This is a genomic window from Janthinobacterium sp. BJB304 (genome assembly GCF_002735765.1).
In the GTDB taxonomy this organism is placed as follows: domain Bacteria; phylum Pseudomonadota; class Gammaproteobacteria; order Burkholderiales; family Burkholderiaceae_D; genus Janthinobacterium.
In genome coordinates this window covers 1-19,342 of sequence record NZ_PDZN01000016.1, presented here as the reverse complement: position 1 = coordinate 19,342, position 19,342 = coordinate 1, and the positions used below count along the sequence as shown (strand labels likewise).

The 19,342-nt window shown below is 61.3% G+C and carries 18 protein-coding genes and 5 tRNA genes; 15 read left to right on the top strand and 8 right to left on the bottom strand.

Features of this window, described 5'->3' with window-relative positions:
• The first annotated feature begins 70 nt into the window (after positions 1-70).
• The 5 genes from CSQ95_RS18965 to CSQ95_RS18945 all read left to right on the top strand — a co-directional run bounded on the left by CSQ95_RS18965 (position 71) and on the right by CSQ95_RS18945 (position 4,037).
• Positions 71-943, top strand: coding sequence for a CheR family methyltransferase (locus tag CSQ95_RS18965; protein WP_070219720.1), 873 nt, complete (start codon positions 71-73; stop codon positions 941-943).
• Positions 944-952: 9 nt separating this feature from the next.
• The gene (gene cheD, locus CSQ95_RS18960; protein ID WP_034758343.1) at positions 953-1,561 is read left to right on the top strand and encodes a chemoreceptor glutamine deamidase CheD; all 609 of its coding nucleotides are present in this window, start codon (positions 953-955) and stop codon (positions 1,559-1,561) included.
• Positions 1,562-1,732: 171 nt separating this feature from the next.
• Positions 1,733-2,803 (top strand): chemotaxis response regulator protein-glutamate methylesterase, encoded by a 1,071-nt coding sequence (locus tag CSQ95_RS18955; RefSeq protein WP_035826603.1) that lies wholly within the window; start codon positions 1,733-1,735, stop codon positions 2,801-2,803.
• Between the two features lie 147 nt (positions 2,804-2,950).
• Positions 2,951-3,349, top strand: coding sequence for a chemotaxis response regulator CheY (gene cheY, locus CSQ95_RS18950; protein ID WP_026132837.1), 399 nt, complete (start codon positions 2,951-2,953; stop codon positions 3,347-3,349).
• Positions 3,350-3,584: 235 nt separating this feature from the next.
• On the top strand, positions 3,585-4,037 hold the full coding sequence (locus tag CSQ95_RS18945; RefSeq protein ID WP_141750004.1) for a hypothetical protein: 453 nt from the start codon (positions 3,585-3,587) through the stop codon (positions 4,035-4,037).
• A 161-nt stretch (positions 4,038-4,198) separates the two neighbouring features.
• Here the strand turns inward: CSQ95_RS18945 and panC are convergent, their stop codons facing one another.
• From panC to metG, 5 genes are all read right to left on the bottom strand, one after another.
• Positions 4,199-5,038, bottom strand: coding sequence for a pantoate--beta-alanine ligase (panC, locus tag CSQ95_RS18940; protein WP_099410633.1), 840 nt, complete (start codon positions 5,036-5,038; stop codon positions 4,199-4,201).
• A 54-nt stretch (positions 5,039-5,092) separates the two neighbouring features.
• Positions 5,093-6,025 (bottom strand): ScpA family protein, encoded by a 933-nt coding sequence (locus tag CSQ95_RS18935; protein ID WP_099410632.1) that lies wholly within the window; start codon positions 6,023-6,025, stop codon positions 5,093-5,095.
• A gap of 17 nt (positions 6,026-6,042) precedes the next feature.
• Complete coding sequence (locus tag CSQ95_RS18930) at positions 6,043-6,252, bottom strand: DUF3460 family protein (protein WP_034778041.1); 210 nt, start codon at positions 6,250-6,252, stop codon at positions 6,043-6,045.
• A gap of 107 nt (positions 6,253-6,359) precedes the next feature.
• The gene (locus CSQ95_RS18925; RefSeq protein WP_070219744.1) at positions 6,360-6,839 is read right to left on the bottom strand and encodes a GNAT family N-acetyltransferase; all 480 of its coding nucleotides are present in this window, start codon (positions 6,837-6,839) and stop codon (positions 6,360-6,362) included.
• A gap of 19 nt (positions 6,840-6,858) precedes the next feature.
• The gene (gene metG / locus CSQ95_RS18920) at positions 6,859-9,009 is read right to left on the bottom strand and encodes a methionine--tRNA ligase (protein ID WP_099410631.1); all 2,151 of its coding nucleotides are present in this window, start codon (positions 9,007-9,009) and stop codon (positions 6,859-6,861) included.
• A gap of 161 nt (positions 9,010-9,170) precedes the next feature.
• Between metG and apbC the strand changes: the two genes are divergently transcribed.
• The 3 genes from apbC (at position 9,171) to CSQ95_RS18905 (ending at position 12,704) form a co-directional block, all read left to right on the top strand.
• On the top strand, positions 9,171-10,259 hold the full coding sequence (apbC, locus tag CSQ95_RS18915) for an iron-sulfur cluster carrier protein ApbC (RefSeq protein WP_070219730.1): 1,089 nt from the start codon (positions 9,171-9,173) through the stop codon (positions 10,257-10,259).
• A 220-nt stretch (positions 10,260-10,479) separates the two neighbouring features.
• Complete coding sequence (locus CSQ95_RS18910; RefSeq protein ID WP_099410630.1) at positions 10,480-10,887, top strand: DUF4399 domain-containing protein; 408 nt, start codon at positions 10,480-10,482, stop codon at positions 10,885-10,887.
• Positions 10,888-11,024: 137 nt separating this feature from the next.
• Positions 11,025-12,704 (top strand): alkaline phosphatase family protein, encoded by a 1,680-nt coding sequence (locus CSQ95_RS18905; RefSeq protein WP_070312352.1) that lies wholly within the window; start codon positions 11,025-11,027, stop codon positions 12,702-12,704.
• Positions 12,705-12,826: 122 nt separating this feature from the next.
• Here the strand turns inward: CSQ95_RS18905 and CSQ95_RS18900 are convergent, their stop codons facing one another.
• Positions 12,827-14,392: a phospholipase D family protein gene (locus CSQ95_RS18900; RefSeq protein ID WP_070312353.1), complete on the bottom strand. Its 1,566-nt coding sequence runs from the start codon at positions 14,390-14,392 to the stop codon at positions 12,827-12,829.
• Positions 14,393-14,455: 63 nt separating this feature from the next.
• The gene (gene lysA, locus CSQ95_RS18895) at positions 14,456-15,694 is read right to left on the bottom strand and encodes a diaminopimelate decarboxylase (RefSeq protein ID WP_099410629.1); all 1,239 of its coding nucleotides are present in this window, start codon (positions 15,692-15,694) and stop codon (positions 14,456-14,458) included.
• A gap of 154 nt (positions 15,695-15,848) precedes the next feature.
• On the opposite strand from lysA, the gene CSQ95_RS18890 reads away from it, so the two are divergent.
• From CSQ95_RS18890 to CSQ95_RS18860, 7 genes are all read left to right on the top strand, one after another.
• Positions 15,849-16,760 carry a LysR family transcriptional regulator gene (locus CSQ95_RS18890; RefSeq protein WP_099410628.1) on the top strand — a complete coding sequence of 304 codons (912 nt, stop codon included), beginning with the start codon at positions 15,849-15,851 and terminating at the stop codon, positions 16,758-16,760.
• A gap of 70 nt (positions 16,761-16,830) precedes the next feature.
• A complete protein-coding gene (gltX, locus tag CSQ95_RS18885) occupies positions 16,831-18,237 on the top strand; it encodes a glutamate--tRNA ligase (RefSeq protein WP_099410627.1) in 1,407 nt (468 codons plus the stop codon).
• 124 nt (positions 18,238-18,361) lie between these two features.
• Positions 18,362-18,437: transfer RNA gene (locus CSQ95_RS18880), tRNA-Ala, on the top strand.
• Between the two features lie 54 nt (positions 18,438-18,491).
• Positions 18,492-18,567 (top strand) — tRNA-Glu (locus tag CSQ95_RS18875).
• A gap of 134 nt (positions 18,568-18,701) precedes the next feature.
• Positions 18,702-18,777: transfer RNA gene (locus CSQ95_RS18870), tRNA-Ala, on the top strand.
• A gap of 37 nt (positions 18,778-18,814) precedes the next feature.
• A tRNA-Glu gene (locus tag CSQ95_RS18865) sits at positions 18,815-18,890 on the top strand.
• A gap of 46 nt (positions 18,891-18,936) precedes the next feature.
• Positions 18,937-19,012: transfer RNA gene (locus CSQ95_RS18860), tRNA-Ala, on the top strand.
• 36 nt (positions 19,013-19,048) lie between these two features.
• On the opposite strand, the gene CSQ95_RS29855 is transcribed toward CSQ95_RS18860, so the two are convergent.
• On the bottom strand, positions 19,049-19,342 hold a 294-nt coding region (locus tag CSQ95_RS29855), incomplete at its 5' end, for a hypothetical protein (protein ID WP_218963620.1).

Below are 19,342 nucleotides of genomic sequence, written 5' to 3'. Positions count from 1 at the left end.
GCCAACCCGGTCCCGCTAGTTATACTTGCAAAGGCATTGGTCAGAGTAGTCATAGAGAGGTAAAAACAAAATGCCGCAAACTAAAACGGATTCGGTCAAGGAATTTGATTTCACTGGCAAGGACTTCGAACGGGTCCGCGCCATGATTTACAAGCGGGCCGGCATCGCGCTGGCCGACAGCAAGCAGGAGATGGTCTACAGCCGCCTGGCCAGGCGGCTGCGCGCGACCGGCATCTCCTCGTTCGTCCGCTACCTGGACGACCTGGAAGCGGGCCGCATGGGCGACGAGTGGGAAGCGTTCACGAATGCGCTGACGACCAACCTGACGTCGTTCTTCCGCGAGGCGCATCACTTCCCGCTGCTGGCCGAGCATGTGAAAAAACTGAGCGGGCCGATCACCATCTGGTGTTCGGCCAGTTCCACCGGCGAGGAGCCGTATTCGATCGCCATGACGGTGTGCGAGGCGTTCAATACGCTCACGCCGCCCGTCACCATCATCGCCACGGACATCGACACGAATGTGCTGGCCACGGCCGCCAATGGCGTCTACAACCTGGACCGGCTCGACAAGATGCCGGCCGACCGTGCGCGGCGCTTTTTCTTGCGCGGCAAGGGCGACCGTGAAGGGCAGGTGCGGGTGCGTCCTGAACTGCGCCAGATGATCACCTTCAAGCCGCTCAACCTGCTGGCCGACGGCTGGCCATTGACGGGCCAGTTCGACGTCATCTTTTGCCGTAACGTGATGATTTATTTTGACAAGGCGACGCAGCGCAAGATCCTCTCGCGCTTTGTGCCGTTGATGAAACCCGATGCCCTGCTGTTCGCGGGCCATTCGGAGAATTTTCTGTACGTGTCGGATTCACTGAAGCTGCGCGGTAAAACAGTCTATGAGCTCGACCAGCCTCGGGGCGCCGCGCCCAAGGCACCGTCGCATCGTACATGAGAGTGAAATATGAGCCTGGAATCCAAAGAGCAATTCGCCACTAACGTCTATTACGACAGGACGTTCAACTGTGACGCCGCCAAGATCTTGCCTGGTGAGTATTACTTTACCAACAAGGACATGCTGATCGTCACCGTGCTCGGCTCCTGCGTCTCGGCCTGCATCCGCGACCGTGTCACGGGCCTGGGCGGCATGAACCACTTCATGCTGCCCGATGGCGGCAGCGATCCGAACAGCCCGATTTCCGCGTCGATGCGCTATGGCACCTACGCCATGGAAATCCTGATCAACGATTTGCTGAAGGCGGGCGCGCGGCGCGAGAACATGGAAGCGAAAGTGTTCGGCGGCGGCGCCGTACTGCGCGGCTTCACGGCGATCAACGTCGGTGAGCGCAACGCGGCTTTCGTCATCAATTACCTGAAGGCGGAAAAGATGCGCGTGGTGGCGGAAGACCTCAACGACATCCACCCGCGCAAGGTGTATTTTTTCCCCCGCAGCGGCAAGGTGCTGGTGAAAAAACTGATGCAGACGCATAACGATACGCTGGTACGCCGCGAACTCGATTACGCCAGCCGCTTGAAAGTGGCACCGGTCGGCGGCGAAGTCGAGTTGTTTTAATAGTGTGAGATATAGATAACAACACCTGATCACACCGTAGCGAGCGGATGGGAATTGTGGCCGAGACGCGCAGCTGTGCTTTGGCACAGTGAGCATCGGAGGCCGCAAATCGCGACGCGCAGCAGGTGGGATCAGGTGCTTTAATGGGCTGGTAGGCCCAAAGGAAAATATATGAAGATCAAAGTATTGATCGTGGATGATTCGGCGCTGATTCGCAGCGTCATGACGGAAATCGTGAATAGCCAGCCTGACATGGAAGTGGTGGGCGCGGCGCCCGATCCGCTGGTGGCGCGCGAGATGATCAAGCAGACCAACCCCGACGTGCTGACCCTCGATGTCGAGATGCCGAAGATGGACGGCCTGGACTTCCTGGAAAAGCTGATGCGCTTGCGCCCGATGCCGGTGCTGATGGTGTCGTCGCTGACCGAGCGCGGTTCGGAAATCACCATGCGCGCGCTGGAACTGGGCGCCGTCGATTTCGTCACCAAGCCGAAGATTTCCATCCAGAGCGGCATGCGCGAGTACACGGACATGATTGCCGACAAGATCCGCGCCGCCTCGAAGGCGCGCATCCGCGCGCGCACCCTGCCGTCGGCCGGCGACAAGGTGGCCGCGCCGCTGCCTGCGCTGCGCAGCCCATTGACGTCGAGCGAAAAGCTGATCATCGTGGGCGCCTCGACGGGCGGCACGGAAGCGATCCGCGAATTTCTCATGCAGATGCCGTCCGATTGTCCCGGCATCCTGATCACGCAGCACATGCCGGAAGGCTTTACGCGTTCGTTCGCGCGCCGCCTCGATTCGCTGTGCAAAATCTCGGTGCAGGAAGCGGCGGGCGGCGAACGCGTGCTGCCCGGCCACGCCTATATCGCGCCCGGCCATTCGCACCTGACCCTGACGCGCAGCGGCGCCAACTACATGACCAAGATCGACCAGGGTGAACCGGTCAACCGCCACCGTCCGTCGGTCGATGTGCTGTTCCGTTCGGCCGCGCAATCGGCCGGTAAAAATGCCGTCGGCGTGATCCTCACCGGCATGGGCAAGGACGGCGCACAAGGCATGTTGGAGATGAAGGCCGCAGGAGCGTATAATTTTGCGCAGGACGAAGCCAGTTGCGTGGTGTTCGGCATGCCGCGCGAGGCGATCGCTGTCGGCGCTACGCATGAGGTCGGTGCTCTGACGGCGCTGCCTGGCATGGTACTGGGACACTTGGCGGCGCATGGTATGCGTGCTTTGCGCGTGTAAGCCACGTTTTATATGATCCGAGGCAAGTTTGTTCGCCTAAAAGCAACGAAAATGCTATCCTACAACTTGCTGCCGTAGTGTCGACCATAATGTCGGCATTCATGTCGATATTATTAACAAACCGCTACAGAAACAACGGAGTTATTCATGGCTGATCCAAAGATGAAATTTTTAGTCGTTGACGATTTTTCGACGATGCGCCGCATTGTCCGGAATCTGTTGAAGGAACTGGGTTATGCCAACGTCGATGAGGCGGAAGACGGCGTGATGGGCCTGGCGAAGCTGCGCGCGGAATCGTTCGATTTCGTCGTGTCGGACTGGAACATGCCAAACATGGATGGCCTGACGATGCTGCAGCATATCCGCGCCGATCCCGCACTGGCCAAGCTGCCCGTGCTGATGGTCACCGCCGAAGCGAAGAAGGAAAACATCATCGCCGCCGCGCAAGCTGGCGCCAGCGGTTATGTCGTCAAGCCGTTCACGGCAGCGACCCTCGATGAAAAGCTGAACAAGATTTTCGAGAAGCTGGAAAAAGCCGGCGCCTGATCACGGCTTGATACCGATCAAGAAAAACGCTGCCCGTGCAAACCGGCAGCGTTTTTTTCATCGGCTGCGCCGTGCTTGCAGCCAGTTCATCCCGCGTGTCCTTCGCTCTGACCGGATGAAATTGCGCAAAGGAATAAAATATTTCCAAGGGTTAACTTTACACGTCAAATGATTTGGCCCATGATCGCTGCAGTATTCCACCTTTGTCCCCGACCCCGACAAGAAGGAGCGCACGATGCGCCGAGCACCCGTATTATTTTTCGCCCTGAGCACGGCCCTGTTGGCGGCCTGTGGCGTGAGCCTTGAGCAAACCGCCGTTGCGCCTGTCGCGTCTGTCGAAATGCAGGAGCCGCCCGCGCAGTCGCCTGCCGAAGCGGATGGCCGGCATGCCTATCTGCACCGCGTGGGCGGCCAGGATTATGTCAGCCTGAGCCAGCACGGCTCCGAGGGCGGCTTGCCGATCCTCACGGGCACGCAGCGCCATGCGCGCGCCATCCGCCTGCTGGCGGCCGATCCGGCCCAGGTGCGGGCCATCCTGCGCAGCCTGAGGCTGCCTGCGAACCAGCGCAAGCTGTGGGCGGGCGAAGAAATCGTGCTCGACGCGGCAAGCTACGACATGTTGCAAGCGGCACGCGGCAGCAACAAGCCGCTGTTTGCCGAGCTCAAGCTGGTAGGGATGGAAAAGTAGGTAAAGCAACGGGGCCGAATGGCCCCGCTGTGACTGCGTTTAAAACATCTGACAAAACCGTAGCGAGCGGCAGAGAGTTGTGGCCGAGAAGCGGAGCTGTGCTTTAGCGCAGTGAGCATCGCAGCCCGCAAATCGCGACGCGCAGCAGGTTTTGTTGTATGTTAAATTTCCAGGTTGTCGATGAGTCTGGTTTGTCCCAGCTTGGCGGCGGCCAGCACCACCAGCGGCTCGCCCGCGGCCAGTTCGGCGGTGCTCGGCGCCTGCAGGTTGGCGCGCTTGCGCACGGCGATGTAGTCCGATTTCCAGCCGCGGCTGTTCAACAGCTGCATGCTGGCCTGTTCCAGTTCACCGACGGCCAGGTTGCCCTTGCGTACTTCCTCGGCCACGAAATTAAGACCCTTGAACAGTTCCGGCGCTTCCGCGCGTTCGCTTTCCGACAGGTACATATTGCGCGAGGACAGGGCCAGGCCGTCGTCGGCGCGATAGGTTTCGGCGGCGATGATTTCCGTCGGCAGCGCGAACTGGCGCGCCATATTGCGGATGATCATCAGTTGCTGGTAATCCTTCTTGCCGAACACGGCCACGCGCGGACCCACGCACGAGAACAGCTTGGTGACGACCGTGCACACGCCTTCGAAGAAGCCGGGGCGGAATTCGCCTTCCAGGGTATTGCCCAGGTCATCGGGCGGGCGCACGCGGTATTCCTGCGGCTCCGGGTACAGTTCCTTTTCCGTCGGCGCGAACAGCACGTACACGCCTTCCTTTTCCAGCTTGGCGATGTCGGCCGCCATGGTGCGCGGATATTTTTCGAAGTCTTCATTCGGCCCGAATTGCAGGCGGTTCACGAAGATCGAGGCGACGACAGGATCGCCATGCTTGCGCGCCAGGCGCATCAGCGACAGATGGCCTTCATGCAGGTTGCCCATGGTGGGGACGAACGCCGTGCGCAGCTGTCCGCTGAGCTGGTCGCGCAATTCTTCAATGTCGGAAATAATTTTCATGGATTGCTTTCGCTAAAACCCCGTTGTACGGTGGTCAGTGACAAAGGGAAGGGGTCAGGCGGGCGAATACGCCAGCCGGACGTAGATGGGGGCAAACGGTTCTGCCTGCGTGATTTCGATCAGGGTTTCCTTGGCCAGTTCCAGCAGGGCCACGAAGTTGACCACCACCACGGGCACGCCGCCGGCAATGTCGAACAGATCGCTGAACTCGACGAAGCGCGACGACTGCAAATGGCGCAGGATGCTCGACATGTGCTCGCGCACGGACAGTTCCTGGCGGCTGATGCGGTGATGCTGGGTCAGCTTGGCGCGTTTCAGCACGTCGAGCCACGCCTGCTGCAAGTCCACCGGTTCCACGTCGGGCCAGGTGGGCGTCAGGCTTTGCTCGATGAAAATCTGCGTGCGCACGAAATCGCGCTCGAACTGGGGAATGGCGTTCAGGTCGTAGGCGGCCAGCTTGATCTGCTCGTACTCGAGCAGGCGGCGCACCAGTTCGGCACGGGGGTCGCCGCCATCTTCCTCGACGTCGCTCTTGCGCGAAGGCAAGAGCATACGCGACTTGATCTCGATCAGCATGGCCGCCATCAGCAGGTACTCGGCGGCCAGTTCCAGGTTGCGCACACGAATCTGGTCGACATATTTCAGATATTGCAGGGTCACCTGCGCCATCGGAATATCGAGAATGTTGAAGTTTTGCTTGCGGATCAGGTAGAGCAGCAAGTCGAGCGGGCCTTCGAAGGCTTCGAGGAAGATTTCCAGCGCGTCCGGCGGAATGTACAAATCCGTCGGCATGCGCATCATGGGCTCGCCATACAGGCGGGCGATGCCCAGCGGGTCGGCGGCGGGCGCCGCATCCGTTACCTTGGCTGCAGATGCTGCAGGGTCGCCGCTGCCGTCGCCATCAGCGACAGGTTCGGGCGACTCGATGACTGCGCCGGCACCGGAAGCGTCGGCTTCCGGCGTGACTGCAGACTCTTCAGGCAACATCGTGCCGGTTCCAGATCTTAGTTCTTGTTCTGGTAAACGTAAGCCTGTTGCTTGACGGCCGACGCCAGCTGGCGCTCCTGCTCATCGATGCTGACGGCCGGCTTGTCCCACAGCAGGGCGCGGCCCGCTTGCTGGCCCGCTTCCATGCCAGGGTTCTTGGCCTTCAGTTCGGCGATGAACAAGGTGTGGTCGGATACATAGTTGTTGTGTTTTGCAGGCAGTTTCATATTCTCTTCTGAGTGTCTTATGGGTAAGGTCAGCCGGCCGTATTTTACCGCGCCGTGCCGCTTGGCGGGTTGTTGTATCGGCAAGTCCGGGGCGAAATTGCTAAAAATCAATAACGCAGCAGGCGCCGCATCACCATCGGCGCCGGTTCGGCGGGGTTGGCGTGCGAATATTCCAGTTCTTCGGCCAGCTCGAATTCGAAGGCCGCATAAAAATCGATCAGCTTGCGCTGGTCGCGCCGCACGGCCAGGCGCAATTCCTCGGCCTGGCACGACAGGCCGTGATGAATGATGGCTTCCAGCAAGTGCTGCGAGACGTGGCTGCCCCGGTAGGCGGGCAGCACGCCCATGCGTGAAATCTTCCAGATGGCGGGATCGCTGTCGAGCGGCATCCAGCGCAGCGAACCGGCTGGAATGTCGTCGATCAGCAACAGAAAACCGCCGCCGTGGCGCAATTGGGCTTCCACCTGCTGTGCCGTCTCGTGGTGCCCGCTGGACGAGGCCGCCACCTTGCCGGCCCACGCGGCGCGGGTCAGCTCGGCCATCAGTTGTGCATCTGCATTTGTTGCTTCGCGCACCACGATATTCATCATCGGTCCTTGTGGTGGCTTAGCGGATGCGCATGCCAGGTTCGGCGCCCGGCCACGGGTTCAGGATGTAGATGCCCGGATTGACCTTCTCGTCGGCGGCGGAGGCAGCCATGACCATGCCTTCGGAAATGCCGAACTTCATCTTGCGCGGCGCCAGGTTGGCCACCAGCACCGTCAGCTTGCCGATCAGTTCTTCCGGCTGGTAAGCCGAACGGATGCCCGAGAAGACATTGCGCAAGCGGCCTTCGCCCGCGTCCAGGGTCAGGCGCAGCAGTTTGTCCGAGCCGTCCACCAGTTCGCAATTGACGATTTTCGCGATGCGCAGGTCGACCTTGAGGAAGTCGTCGATCTTGATTTCGGGCGCCAGTTCCTCGATGGTGCTGGCCGGAGTGGCGGCCACGTCGCTGACGGCCTCGGCGGCGGGCACGGCGGCTGCCGCTTGCGGCGCGTCGAACAGCGCTTCGATCATCTTCGCATCCATGCGCGTCATCAAATGGTTGTAGCTGCCAATGGTGCGGCCCAGCATGCCGCTCGAGACGTCATCGACGTGCGTATCGGCCCAGCTGAACTCGGCATCGTTGAGGAAGCCGGCCACGTTCTTGGCCACGCCCGGCAATACTGGCGACAACAAGATGGTCAGCTGGCGGAACAGGATCAGGGCCGTCGTGCACACTTCGTGCAGCTCGGCCGTCTTGTCCGCATCCTTGGCCAGGATCCACGGCTTGTTTTCATCGACATACTGGTTGGTGATGTCGGCGATTTCCATGATCTCGCGCAAGGCCTTGCCGAATTCGCGGTTTTCGTAGTGGGCCGCGATGCTGGCCTGGCGTTCCTTGCTCAGGATTTCGTCGCCGGACGGCACCTTGTAGGTCAGCGCGCGCCAGATGTAGCCCTGCGCCTTTGACGACAGGCTAGATGCCAGCTTGCCGTCGAATTTCTTGGCGATGAAGCCGGCGCAGCGGCTGGCGATGTTCACGTATTTGCCGATCAGGTCGCTGTTCACGCGGGCGACGAAATCTTCGCCGTTGAAATCCAGGTCTTCCACTTTCGAGTTCAGCTTGAACGCGATGTAGTAGCGCAGCCATTCCGGGTTCATGCCCAGGTCCAGGTAGCGCAGCGGCGAGATGCCCGTGCCGCGCGACTTCGACATCTTTTCGTTGTTGACCGTCAGGAAGCCGTGCACATTGACTTTCAGTTTGTCGATCACCGGGTGATCGGCGAACTTCAGCATGGCAGGCCAGAACAGCAAATGGAAGGACACGATGTCCTTGCCGATGAAATGGATCTGTTCCGTCGTCGGGTCGTTCAGGAAGGCGTCGAAATCGATGCCTTTCTTGTCGCAATAGTTTTTCAGGCTGGCCAGGTAGCCGACGGGCGCGTCCATCCACACATAGAAGAACTTGCCCGGCGCATCGGGAATCGGGATGCCGAAGTAGGGCGCGTCGCGCGAGATGTCCCAGTCGGCCAGCTTTTCGCCGGCTTCGCCCAGCCATTCGCTGACCTTGTTGACCATTTCAGGCTGCAGGCGGCCTGGCGTGTTGAGCCAATCCTTGAGGAATTCGAAGCAGCGCGGGTCGGACAGCTTGAAGAAATACTGTTCCGACGGCTTCATCACGGGCGTCGCGTTGGTGAACACCGAGAACGGGTTGACCAGGTCGGTCGGCTGGTAAGCCGCGCCGCACACTTCGCAATTGTCGCCGTACTGGTTCTTGGCGCCGCATTTCGGGCATTCGCCCTTGATGTTGCGGTCGGCCAGGAACATGCCTTTCACCGGGTCGAAGAAGCGGTCGACGGTTTTCGTGACGATCAGGCCCGTATCGCGCAGCTTGCGGTAGATCGATTGCGACAGATCAACGTTCTCCGGCGAATCGGTCGAATACCAGTTGTCGAAGGCGATGTGGAAGCCATCGAGGTACTGGGCGCGGCCGGCGGCGATGTTGGCGACGAATTGCTGCGGCGTGATGCCTTCCTTTTCGGCGGCGATCATGATGGGCGTGCCATGCGTATCGTCGGCGCCCACAAAGTGCACTTCACGGCCGGCTGCGCCATCGCGTTGCATTCGCTGGAACCGGACCCAGATATCAGCCTGGATGTATTCCATGATGTGGCCAATGTGAAAAGCGGCGTTTGCGTAAGGCAGGGCAGTGGTGACGAACAGCTTGCGAGTCATGATTGATGCACTTTTGGGATGGATAATAGGACATTTTAACAGCGGAAAGGCAATATGAGCAGATGCAGCGCCGGCAAGTGATGCTTTTGCCGCCATCGCGCCATGCAAATTTGCGCTAGACTGCGCCTTATTGCACATATGTAGTACACATGGAGATTTACATGAGCATCACAGTAGAAGACGTCAAGGCCGCGCTGGCCCAGGTTATTGATCCAAATACACATAAAGATTTCGTTTCCAGTAAAACCGTCAAGAATCTGAAGGTCGATGGCAGCGACATTTCGCTCGACATCGAACTGGGCTACCCCGCCAAAAGCCAGATCGACCTGATCCGCAAATCCGTGCTGGCCGCCCTGCGCGTGCTGCCGGGCGTGGGCAACGTCAGCGTGGGCGTGTCGTCGAAAATCATTTCGCACACGGTGCAGCGCGGCTTGAAGCCGATGAGCAATGTGAAAAACATCATTGCCGTCGCTTCCGGCAAGGGTGGTGTTGGCAAATCGACCACGGCAGTCAACCTGGCCCTGGCCCTGGCGGCCGAAGGCGCCACCGTCGGCATGCTGGACGCCGACATCTATGGCCCGTCGCAGCCGATGATGCTGGGCATCAGCGGCCAGCCGAAGACGCTCGACGGCAAGAGCATGGAGCCGATGGAAAACCACGGCCTGCAAGTGTCGTCGATCGGTTTCATGATCGACCCGGACGAGCCGATGGTGTGGCGCGGCCCGATGGTCACGCAAGCCTTGCAGCAGTTGCTGGACCAGACCAACTGGCGCGACCTCGATTATCTGATCGTCGACATGCCGCCAGGCACGGGCGACATTCAATTGACCCTGTCGCAGAAAGTGCCCGTCACGGGCGCCGTCATCGTCACGACGCCGCAGGACATCGCGCTGCTGGACGCGCGCAAGGGTCTCAAAATGTTCGAGAAGGTCGGTATCCCGATCCTCGGCGTGGTGGAAAACATGAGCACGCACATCTGCTCGAACTGCGGCCATGCGGAAGAAATCTTCGGCGCCGGCGGCGGCGCGAAGATGTGCGCGGACTTCGGCGTGGAATTCCTCGGCGCCTTGCCGCTGACCATGGCGATTCGCCAGCAGACGGACTCGGGCACGCCCACCGTCGTGGCCGAGCCGGAAGGCCCCGTCGCCGTGATCTACAAGCAGATCGCCCGCACCATCGCCATTAAAGTGGCGGAAAAGGCGAAGGATATGACAAGTAAATTCCCGTCGATCGTGATCAAGAACGACTGATGGTTGGGTGGCCTTGCAAACCTACTGCGCAGCTCACTTTCGGGTCGGCGTTACTCACCGTACTAAAGTACGGTTGCGTTACTCAACCCGACATTGAGCTTGCTCGCTACGGTTTTCAAGGCCACCAGTGGCACCATTGGCTTAACTCGTCCCCGGCGCCATGACCGCCAGGAATATGGTTTCATGCAGTCCGTGTTGTTATTAAACAAGAGGAGACATCATGCAATTGACCACCGTATTCCTGCGCCAGGCCGCAGTCCTGGTTGCCGGCAGCCTGCTGGCCGCCAGCGCCTTCGCCCAATCCGTTTCCTTCGTCGAGCCAGCCGATGGTGCGACGGTGACGAGCCCGTTCAAAGTGAAATTTGCCGTCAGCGGCATGGACGTCAAGCCGGCCGGCGAGATGACGGCCAAGACGGGCCACCATCATCTGCTCATCAATACGGGGCCGATGAAGGCGGGCGAGATGATACCCATGGATGACAAGCATTTGCATTTTGGCAAAGGTCAAACGGAAACGGACGTCACTTTGCCGCCGGGCCAGTACACGCTCACCATGCAGTTCGCCAATGGCGCGCACCAGTCGTATGGGCCGGAGTTGAGCAAAAGCATCAAAGTGACGGTCAAGTAAGTCGGATATATTGTCTGTTGCGGCACAGGCCGGGTTCCAGCGATGGGGCCCGGCCTTTTCATATTGTTGCTTCTTGTCATTGTTGTGTCATATAGTCGGCGTATGCTGCCCGGTGGCCTAACTTTTGATGAGTGGATATGACGAAACATTTCTCCCTTTCCCGGCAGCTGGCGCAGGCGCTGTTGCTGGTGACGAGCGTGGCGGCTTGCCAGGCATATGCGGCCAAGGCCGTACCCTCGGCTGCGGCGCAGCCGAAGCTGGTCGTGGTGCTGGTGGTCGACGGTTTGCCGCAGGAACAGGTGACGCGCTACCGTGAGCAGTTCGGCCAGGGCGGTTTCCGCCGCCTGCTGGAGCAGGGAGCGTGGTTCAGCGATGCGCACCAGGCCCACGGCATCACGGTTACCGCCATCGGCCACTCGGCCGTGCTGTCGGGCGCCTATCCTTACCAGCATGGCGTGATCGGCAATAACTGGATCGATCCCCTCACGAAAAAGTCCGTGTACTGCACCGAGGATGGCAATTTCCATTACATCGGCGAAGAGACGAAGCCGGACGACGGTACCGCGCCGACCAAGCTGCGCGTGAGCACCCTCGGTGACGAGCTGCGCTATGCCACGGGCGACAAGGCCAAGGTCGTCACCGTGTCGGGCAAGGACCGCGGCGCCATCCTGCTGGCCGGGAAAACGGGCACGGCCTATATGTACATGGAAAAGACGGGCAATTTCGCCAGCAGCACCTATTACATGCAGCAGCACCCGCAATGGGTGCAGCGCTACCAGGCGGCCAAGCCGCAGGACCGTTATTACGGCAAGAGCTGGACGCCGCTGCTGGCCGACGGGGCTTATGTCAACGATGCGCGCGACGATCTGGTGGCGGCCAAGCCGGGCACGCGCAACACCTTCCCGTTCGCCTATTACAGCGACAGCGGCCAGCTCGACGGCGAGTACTACAGCCGCTTGAAGTCCGGTCCCTTCCTCGATGAACTGACCCTGGAATTTGCCCGTGCCGCCATCGACGGCGAAAACCTGGGCCGCAACCCGGCCGGCGTGCCCGACATCCTGGGCGTGAGCCTGTCCGCGCACGACTACGTGAACCATGCCTACGGCCCGGAAAGCAAGATGTCGCACGACCACCTGCAGCGCCTGGACCGCATGCTGGCCGGCTTCTTTCTTGATCTCGATAAAAAAGTCGGCATGGACAACGTGCTGGTGGTGCTGACGGCCGACCATGGCTTTGCCAACGTGCCGGAATTTACGGAAGCGCGCGGCGGCTTTACGGCCAAGCGCATCGACGGCGACAAGCTGGTCGCAAGCCTGAACCAGCACCTGGCGACGACCCTGGGCGTGGACAAGCTGGTGACGACGTCGTCGCTGCCGAATATCTACCTCGATTACGCGCTGGCGGAAAAGGGCGGCGTCCATCGCGCCGCGCTGGAAGACGCGGCGGCCCGCTTCCTGCTGCAGCAGGACGGCCTGGCGCAAGTCTATACGCGCACGCAGATGGAAACAGGCGCCGTGGCCACGCGCATGGATACCCTGATGCGCCGCGCCTGGAACCGCCAGCTGTCGGGCGACCTGATGGTCGTCACAAAACCGGCCTGGTACTTCGGCAAAGGCAGCGGCGGCACTTCGCACGGCACGCCGTACACGTATGACACCAACGTGCCGCTGATGGTCTTCGGCCCCCGCTGGATCAAGCCGGGCGCCTATGGCCAGTACGCGGAAGTGGTCGACATCGCGCCGACCCTGGCGCATCTGCTGCGCATACGCCAGCCGTCCGCGTCGGAAGGGCGGATTTTGACGGAGGCGGTGCGCTAAGGGCGGTGCTGCGCGCTTGTCGGCTTACGCGCTTTGCGCTAACCCGACCTACGATGACCTCGTAGGTCGGATGACGCGGGGCGCAGCCACGCGTCATCCGACAACATCGTCGGCAAAACCGCTTACAGCAGCCAGTCTATCGGCAGCACCGACAGAATCGCCACTCCCATGCGCTTCCACACGCTGGTGCCCGGTTCCGTGTCGTAGCGCGTGGCGGCGCCGCTGGCGTCGCGGGCGATCCAGTACAGCGCGCCGTCGTCGCCAAGCAGCACCTGGTAGGCGCGCTGCGGGATGGTGGTGCGCATGGCTAGCCCCAGCTGGCTGGCCAGCGCGGGGCTGTCGATGACGAGGCCCATTTCCGTATTCAATTCGATCGAGCGCGGATCGAAATTGAACGAGCCGACAAAGATGCGCCGGTCGTCGATGGCGAAGGTCTTCGCATGCAGGCTCGATGCGGAGCTGCCGAAGCGGCCCGTCTGCTCGCGCGCGTCGCCGGCCTCCCACGAGCGGCGCGACTCGTACAGCAGCACGCCCGCTTCCAGCAGCGGTTTCCTCCACTTTGCATAGCCCGCATGCACGGCCGCCACGTCGGTTGCTTCCAGCGCGTTCGTCAGGATGCGCACGCCCACGCCTTTTTTCGCCAGGTCGGCAAAGGCTTGCGTGCCGGCCTTGCCGGGCACGAAATACGGCGACACCAGATCCACTTCCTTTTCTGGCACACCGAGCAGGTTTTGCAGGTTTTCCGCCACGCCCGTGCCTGGCCGTGCTTGGTCCAGCACCTTGGCCGGGTCGTCGCTGACCATGCGCGTCCTTGCCCATTCGAAGGGCAGGGTGCGTTCCATCATCTGCTTGACGAAGGGCGAGGTGCGCAGTGCCTGCACGTATTCTTCGGCCGCCCTGGTGTCATCGATGCGGTCCGCCTCGGCGGCGATGGTGGCCGCGTCGCCATCGACAGGGCTGGTCAGCAGCAGTTGCGCAGGGTAAGCCGAGGCGCTGTTCCAGTAGCGGTCGAAATCCTGCGAGACCTCGCCGACGACGGGGCCGATGGCCAGCACGTCCAGGTCGGCGAACAGCACATCGCCGGCCGCGCCGAAGTATTCATCGCCCACATTGCGCCCGCCAACGATGGTGGCCTGGTTATCGGCCGTGAACGATTTATTGTGCATGCGCCGGTTGAGGCGCGAAAAATCGGTGGCGAAGGCCAGCGCGCGCGGCGCGCGGGGCACGAAGGGATTGAACAGGCGGATTTCCAGGTTCCGCTGCTTGCCCAGCATGGACAGGGTCTGGTCCAGGCCCGCCGTGTTGTTATCGTCGAGCAGCAGGCGCACGCGCACGCCTCGTTCGGCCGCCTGGCGCAAGGCATCGAACAGCAGGGTGCCCGTGATGTCCTTGTGCCAGATGTAGTACTGCACGTCCAGGCTGCGCTGGGCGGCGGCGGCCAGCAGGGCGCGCGCGGCAAAGGCGTCGCGCCCGTCGACCAGCGGGTAAATGCCGGACACGCCGGGATGCTGCGCCACCATGGGCGCAATGGCCGTGGCCAATTGGGTGTGGTGTGTGTCGGCGATGACGCTGGAGGGGATGCGGCCGTCCAGCGAGGGCAGGGAAGCGCAGCCGGCGAGGACGGCGGACAGCAGCAGCGGCAGAAGCAGCCGGGTGGCGCTGCGGAAGGGAAGTGCTTGGGCGGGCATGGCGGGCTTTCATCGAGTTGCCCCGATGTTAGCAGATGCGCATGCCCGCACGCGGGCGAGGATTTACAGTTGTTCCAGCGCGATCAGCTCGGCAACCGTCTGGCGCCGGCGGATCATGCGGGATTGCGCCCCATCGACCAGGTATTCGGCTGCATGCGGGCGGCTGTTATAGTTCGACGACATCGACGCGCCATACGCGCCCGCGCCTTCGAAGACCACATAGTCGCCCACCTGCGCTGCCGGCAGCTGCCGGGTTTCCACCACGCCGCCATCGCGCTGGGTGAAGACGTCGCCCGATTCGCACAGGGGGCCGCCGACGACGGTGGCGTGCTGCTCATCGAGAGCGCGGCCGTCGTGCGCGATCACCGACATTTCATGGTAGCTGCCGTACATGGCGGGGCGCATCAGTTCATTGAAGCCCGTATCGAGCAAGGTGAAGTGGTTGCCGCCCATTTGCTTGGTGGCGCGCACTTCGGCCACCAGCAGGCCCGCATCGGCCACGAGGAAGCGGCCAGGTTCGATTTCCAGGTGCACGGGATGGCCCAGGTGCGCCTCGATCTGCTTGCGCGCCGCATCCCACAGCTGGAAGTAGTGGTCCGTGTCGACTGGTTGCTCGCCTTCGCGGTACGGCACGGACAGGCCGCCGCCCGTGGAAATGGCTTCGATGTCGTGGCCCATGTTCTTGACCAGGTCGACCATGGTGCCGCAGACGGTTTCCAGGTGGCTGTAATCGACGCCCGAGCCGATGTGCATGTGCAGGCCCACCAGGTGCAGTCCGTGGGCGCGAATGACGGCCAGCGCCTCCGGCAGCTCTTCGTACCAGATGCCGTGCTTGCTGTTTTCGCCGCCCGTATTGGTCTTGTTGCTGTGGCCATGGCCATAGCCGGGATTGATGCGCAGCCAGACGCGGTGACCGGGCGACACGGGGCCCAGTTGGCGCAGCATGTCGACGGAGCCGCAATTGACTTCAATTTTTGCTGCCGCCACGCGTGCCAGGGTGGCACGGTCGAAGAGGTCGCAGGTGAACACCAGGCCGGCGGCGCCGTTCGTTTGCGCCGGCGTAAAGCCTGCCTGCAGCGCGCGCTCGATCTCGCCCAGCGAGACGGCGTCCACGTGCACGCCCGCTTCGCGCATCAGGGTGAGCAAATGGATGTTCGAGTTGGCTTTTTGCGCGAAGCGCACGGTGTCGAATTGCGCCAGCTGCGCGATGCGCGCGCGGATGGTGGCCGCGTCATACACCCACAGGGGCGTGCCGTGTTCCTGGGCGAGTTGGGCGAGGGTGGCGTCTGGCACTGGTTTCATGGCGGTGGTCTTTATTATGTGATGGGTGGCGTCGGAGGTGGCGTCGGATTACGCGCCTTGCGCTAATCCGACCTACGTGCCGATCATGATGCGGGTTTTCTTTGTAAACATAAAATATCCATTTAAGGTGACCTTATTCATTTATGATATGGGTATGACTATCTCATTGCGCCACATCGAGGTTTTTCGCGCCATCATGACGACGGGCAGCGTGACGGCCGCCGCCGCCATGCTGCACACCTCGCAGCCCACCGTCAGCCGCGAGCTGGCGCGCCTCGAACATTTGACGGGCTTGACCCTGTTCGAGCGCGAACGGGGGCGTCTGCGCCCGACGGCCCAGGCGCTGCAGCTGTTCGAGGAGGTGCAGCGCGCGTATTTCGGCCTGGAGCGCATCGTCAGCACGGCGGCGGCTCTGCGCCAGTTCGACCAGGGGCAGTTGTCGATCGCCTGCCTGCCCGTGTTTTCCCAATCCTTGCTGCCGCAGGCCTGCAAGCGCTTCGTCGCCGATTTTCCCAAGGTGAGCATCAGCATCACGCCGCAAGAGTCGCCGCTGCTGGAAGAGTGGCTGTCGGCGCAGCGCCACGACATCGGCCTGACGGAAGTGGGCAATGCGCCGCCGGGCACCGTACTCGATACATTGATGTCCGTCGATGAAGTGTGCGTGCTGCCTGACGGCCATGCGCTCGCTGGCATGGCCGTGCTGCAGCCGGCGGACTTCGCGGGCCAGCCTTTCATCAGCCTGGCCGCCGTCGACCCTTACCGCCAGCAGATCGACGCCATCTTCGCGCAAGCGGGCGTGGAGCGGCGCATGGCGCTCGACACGCACAGCGCCGCTTCCGTGTGCGCCATGGTGCGCGAAGGCGTGGGGCTGGCCATCGTCAATCCGCTCACGGCGCTCGATTATGCGGGGCAGGGCTTGCAGATTCGCCGCTTTGCCGTATCCCTGCCGTTCACGGTGAATCTCGTGAAACCTTTGCACCGGCCCCTGTCGCAGCTGGTGGCGCTGTTCGAGCAGGCGCTGCATGCGCAGGCGGACGAGGTGAAAAGGCGCTTGCTGCAGCTGTGACGGCGCTTGTGGAGCGGCGGCGGTCAACAGAGTAAAATGGCGTTTTACTTATTCAGGCCTGATTACTTCGATGACCACAACCGCTACTCCCGTCCGTACCCGTTTCGCTCCCAGCCCGACCGGCTATCTGCACCTGGGCGGCGCCCGCACCGCTTTATACAGCTGGGCGTATGCCCGTCACTTCGGCGGCACTTTCGTGTTGCGCATCGAAGACACGGACGTGGAGCGTTCCACGCCGGAAGCCGTGCAAGCCATCATCGAAGGCATGAAGTGGCTGGGCCTGGACCACGACGAAGGCCCGTTCTACCAGATGCAGCGCATGGACCGCTACCGCGAAGTGGTGGCGCAGATGCTGGCAGAAGGCACGGCCTACCATTGCTACTCGTCGCCGGAAGAAGTCGAAGCGATGCGCGAGCGCATGCGCGCCGCCGGCGAAAAGCCGCGCTACGACGGCACCTGGCGTCCGGAACCGGGCAAGACCCTGCCTGCCGTGCCGGCGGACCGCAAGCCCGTCGTGCGCTTCAAGAATCCGCTCGATGGCGACGTGACGTGGGACGATGTGGTCAAGGGCACGATCACGATCTCGAACCGCGAACTGGACGACCTGGTGATCGCCCGCCCGGACGGTACGCCAACCTATAACTTCTGCGTAGCCGTCGATGACTGGGACATGCAGATCAGCCACGTGCTGCGCGGCGACGACCACGTCAACAACACCCCGCGCCAGATCAACATCCTGCGCGCCATCGGTGCACCGCTGCCGCTGTACGGCCACCTGCCGATGATTCTGGGTTCGGACGGCCAGAAGATGTCGAAGCGCCGCGATGCCGTCAGCGTGATGGATTACCCGGCGCAGGGCTTCCTGCCTGAATCGATGCTGAATTACCTGGCGCGCCTGGGCTGGAGCCATGGCGACGATGAAGTCTTCTCGGTGGCGCAGTTCTGCGAGTGGTTCAACCTCGAGCACCTGACCAAGTCGGCCGCGCAGTTCGACCTGGAAAAACTCAAGTGGCTCAATAATCAGTACATCAAGCAGGCCGACAATACCCGCCTGGCCGACCTGGCGCGTCCGCAAATGGTCGCCGCCGGCGCCGTCTTCGAAGGCGCGCCGGATCTGGCGCAAGTGCTGGGCATGATGAAAGAGCGCGCCAACACGCTCAATGAACTGGCTGACGCTTCGATGCTGTTCTTCCGCGAGCCGCAGCCGGAAGCGGAACTGGCAGCGCAGCACATCACGGATGCCATCAAGCCCGTGCTGGCGCAGTTTGCCGAGCGCATCGCCACGGTGGAGTGGAGCAAGGAAGCCGTGGCCGCCATGATCAAGGAAGTGCTGGCCGCCAACACCATCAAGATGCCGCTTCTGGCCATGCCTTTGCGCTTGATTTTGACGGGCCAGCTGCAGACGCCGGCCATCGACCAGGTGGTGGTCATGTTCGGCCGCGGCACCGTGCTGGCGCGCCTGGCAAAGTGGCTGTAATCGGCGCGCTTAAATAGTCGTAAAAATAGCGTGTGGAAACCGCTCCTATGAAAAGTTGCTCATAGACGAAAAAGGGTATTTGCAGAGTGAAACTTCTTTGCTATACTCTTGTTTCTGCACCAACGGGGGTATAGCTCAGCTGGGAGAGCGCTTGCATGGCATGCAAGAGGTCAGCGGTTCGATCCCGCTTACCTCCACCAGCAGCAATGATGTTGCTTGTTAAAGTGGTGCAGATGTTGTTTGGAAGTTCCGCGGTCCCCATCGTCTAGAGGCCTAGGACATCACCCTTTCACGGTGAGTACAGGGGTTCGAATCCCCTTGGGGACGCCAGGTAGTTGTGGTATAGTAGTGGCAGTTGTTTGTACTGATTGTTGTAAGTTCAGGCCCGTAAAAAACGGAATCTGGATGGAAAGCAAGTAGTGGAACAAAGTCGCCAAGTGCGGCTTTTCTTATTTCTGCGCCCGGGGGGTATAGCTCAGCTGGGAGAGCGCTTGCATGGCATGCAAGAGGTCAGCGGTTCGATCCCGCTTACCTCCACCAACAGCGCAGAAGTAAGGTAGTAAACTGTAGTTCCGTGGTCCCCATCGTCTAGAGGCCTAGGACATCACCCTTTCACGGTGAGTACAGGGGTTCGAATCCCCTTGGGGACGCCAGTTCAGTCTGGTGTTGTAGTAAGAAGTAGCAGTGTTTCTGCGCCCGGGGGGTATAGCTCAGCTGGGAGAGCGCTTGCATGGCATGCAAGAGGTCAGCGGTTCGATCCCGCTTACCTCCACCAACAGCGCAGAAACGGGTAAGTAAAGCAGTAAATAAATCAAAGTCGCCTTGGGCGGCTTTTTTTATTTCCGGGCCAATTTCGCCATACCCGACAGGGGAGTGTGGCGTAGGTCGGATTAGCGTAGCGTAATCCGACAGCACCATCTTCTGAAGCCAGCATCCGTATCCATGCCGCCTCCACCAACAGCGCAGAAATCACGTGATAATCAAAGTCGCCTTGGGCGGCTTTTTTTATTTCCGGGCCAATTTCGCCATACCCGACAGGGGAGTGTGGCGTAGGTCGGATTAGCGTAGCGTAATCCGACAGCACCATCTTCTGAAGCCAGCATCC